Source organism: Salinivibrio sp. MA427, assembly GCF_001996115.1.
Lineage (GTDB): Bacteria > Pseudomonadota > Gammaproteobacteria > Enterobacterales > Vibrionaceae > Salinivibrio > Salinivibrio costicola.
Window position 1 is genome coordinate 1 of record NZ_MUFH01000286.1, and the last position, 3,031, is coordinate 3,031.

Genomic DNA, 3,031 nt, shown 5'->3' on the forward strand with positions numbered 1-3,031 from the left:
GCAATAATACCGGACCGCAATAATACCGGACCGAAAAAAGGCCTTATTATTGGTGTAACCGGTTGTCCGGCGGGGGTGGCACATACCTATTTAGCGGCCGAAGCGCTTGAAAAAGCCGCTGACGAGCTGGGCTATGAGATAAAAGTAGAAACCAACGGCTCGATTGGGGTTAAAAACTCACCCACACAAGACGACATATTACGCGCCGATGCGATTGTCGTTGCCTGTGATAAACAAACCGATATGACCCGCTTTAACGGCAAAGCTGTGGTCGAAGTCGGCGTTAAAGAAGCAATTCGCGACGGTAAAGGCTTAATCGAAAACGCACTTAATGCCAGCCCTTATCAAGCCGCGGGTACGTCCAAGCAAAGCACAAACACCAACGCACCGTCCACTGGCACCACAAACTGGCGAAGTAACTTATATCGCTATCTGATGAATGGTGTCTCGCACATGATCCCCTTTGTGGTGACAGGCGGGCTATTGATTGCGCTGTCTCTCGCCATTGGCGGTGAGCCAACGGAAGCGGGCATGGCCATTCCAGAAGGCAGTGCATGGCAACAAGTGCTCGATGTCGGTGTGATTGCCTTCCAATTAATGATCCCAGTGCTTGCCGGCTATATCGCCTATGCGATTGCGGATCGCCCGGCACTTGCGCCAGGGTTAATTGGTGGCTGGATTGCCAATACCGGCAGCTTTTACGGCGCTGAAGCGGGCACCGGCTTTATCGGTGCCATCATTGCGGGTTTGCTTGTGGGGTATTTCGTCAAATGGGTCAGCGGAATTAATTACCATAAATTCCTCCAACCACTCGTTCCCATTATGATTGCGCCGATTACCGGTACCCTGTTTATCGCCGCGCTATTTATCTTTGTGATTGGGGCGCCCATTGCCAGCCTAATGGATTCACTTACCGCCATGCTCACCGCCATGAGCACCGGTAACTACATTTTATTAGGGATTGTACTGGGCGGCATGGCAGGCTTTGATATGGGTGGTCCATTCAATAAAGTGGCTTTCTTATTCTCCGTGGGGATGATTGCCAGCGGACAAACTCATTTTATGGGTGCGATGGCCTGTGCGGTGATCCCCGCCAATATGATTGGTTCGATGGTGGCGGCGGTGATGGCCTTTGGATTCGGTGTGACTAACAGCGTGGCGCATGGTGGCCCCGTGGTGGCATTACTGGGCGCAATGAACAAACCTGTTATTGCCCTTATTTGTATGATTGCCGGCGCGGTGGTCACGGCATTGGTTTGCGTTAGCTTGAAGAAGGCGCGCAAAGCCCAGTGGCTGCAATCAGCCGCTTAATTATGCTATAACCACACCATTATTATCACTTTCGGCCTCGCCAATCGGGGCCGATTTTCTCGTTTAAGAGTATATTTTCTCGTTTAAGAGTACAGCCAGTATGAATAGCCCATTTCACTCACAGCCCTTTTTTTTAATGCGCAATCCCATTCAAACCTATCAATGGGGGAGCTGCACGGCTCTGCCAGCACTGTTTAATATTGCGAACCCCGACCAACAGCCGCAAGCTGAAATCTGGATGAGCGCGCACCCTAAAGCCAGCTCCGAGATACACGTTGGCGAAGCTTGGCTGCCGCTTAATACCTTGATTGCGTCTGACCCGCAATCCGCCTTATCCGCTGAGATTTATCAACGCTTTGGTGAACTGCCTTTTCTATTCAAAGTGCTCGCCGCAGACACAGCGTTATCCATCCAGGTACACCCAAGCAAACAAGAAGCCGAACACGGCTATCAAAAAGARAACCAACAAGGCATTTCCCTATCAGCCGCGCATCGTAACTACAAAGATCCCAATCACAAGCCTGAACTGATTTATGCGCTGACCCCGTTTAAAGCGATGAACGGGTTTCGCCCTTATTCAGACATTATTGCGAACATTGCAAAAGTCAATCACGATTCACTCACTACTATTTTTCAAGCCTTTACCGATTCCCCGGCTGAAGACACGCTACAAAGCGCCTTCGCTCAGCTATTAGCGCTTGAGGCAACCGATAAAGCGGCAGCAGTCGACGCTTTAATGGCAGTGGCCAATCAAAATGCGACGGAAGCTCCCTTCGATACCATTATTGATTTGGCGACACAGTATCCAGGAGATGTCGGCCTCTTTGCGCCGTTATTGCTAAATGTCGTGACACTCGCGCCGGGGGAAGCGATGTTTTTGCACGCCCGCACCCCTCACGCTTACATTCAGGGTGTCGGACTCGAAGTCATGGCCAACTCCGACAACGTATTGCGAGCCGGACTCACCCCCAAGCATATCGATGTTGATGAGCTGATTGCCTGCACAAGCTTTGCTCCTATAGCAACGGCTAACATAACACTCGAACCGACACGCACTGGCCAAGGAACGCATTACCCGGTCGCGGTGCCTGATTTTTCCTTTACGCATTACCTTCAGGTTGACGATCTCACATGCCATATGCACAGCGGTGAAATCATCTTCGCCATTGATGCCCCACTGACTGTTTCTCATAGCGACCACAAGCTGACCATTGAAAAAGGCGAGTCTATTTTTATACCGGCGTGTACGAGCGAGTATCAATTACACTGCCAAGGCGGCGCTGTAAGGGTGTTTAATCAGATAGGCTGAAATAGCAGACAAATCGCCGAAATCCTAGATCACTTGTAACAAACTAAATTTAGCTAACTGATTCGATGTGATATCGTGATCCGCAATACGATTATGAGACAGACAACAGAAATATCCATACACCTCCTAATGGCTACGAACAAAGGATACCCCTATGACGCAAAAAACCGTCCATATTGGCGATACACCTGTTGCGAATGATCGCCCGTTCACCTTGTTTGCTGGCATGAATGTGCTGGAGTCACGTGATTTAGCGATGCAAATTTGTGGACTGACAAACTTGGCATTCCTTACGTCTTTAAAGCGTCGTTTGGTAAGGCGGTCGTTTGATAAGGCGAATCGCTCCTCGGTGCACTCTTACCGTGGCCCAGGGATGGAAGAAGGGTTAAAGATTTTTGAAGAGCTCAAGCG

Annotated in this window: 2 protein-coding genes and 1 pseudogene; all 3 read left to right on the forward strand. The window is 50.0% G+C overall.

Features of this window, described 5'->3' with window-relative positions; translation table 11 throughout:
* Nucleotides 1-1,311: PTS fructose transporter subunit IIBC (locus BZG79_RS13355; protein WP_199877861.1), on the forward strand; the 1,311-nt coding region annotated here is incomplete at its 5' end.
* Nucleotides 1,312-1,411: 100 nt separating this feature from the next.
* Entirely contained in the window at nt 1,412-2,620 is a 1,209-nt protein-coding gene (gene manA / locus BZG79_RS13360; protein WP_077774645.1) for a mannose-6-phosphate isomerase, class I, read from the forward strand.
* A gap of 154 nt (nt 2,621-2,774) precedes the next feature.
* Nucleotides 2,775-3,031, forward strand: a pseudogene (locus BZG79_RS13365) (3-deoxy-8-phosphooctulonate synthase); the annotation flags it as partial.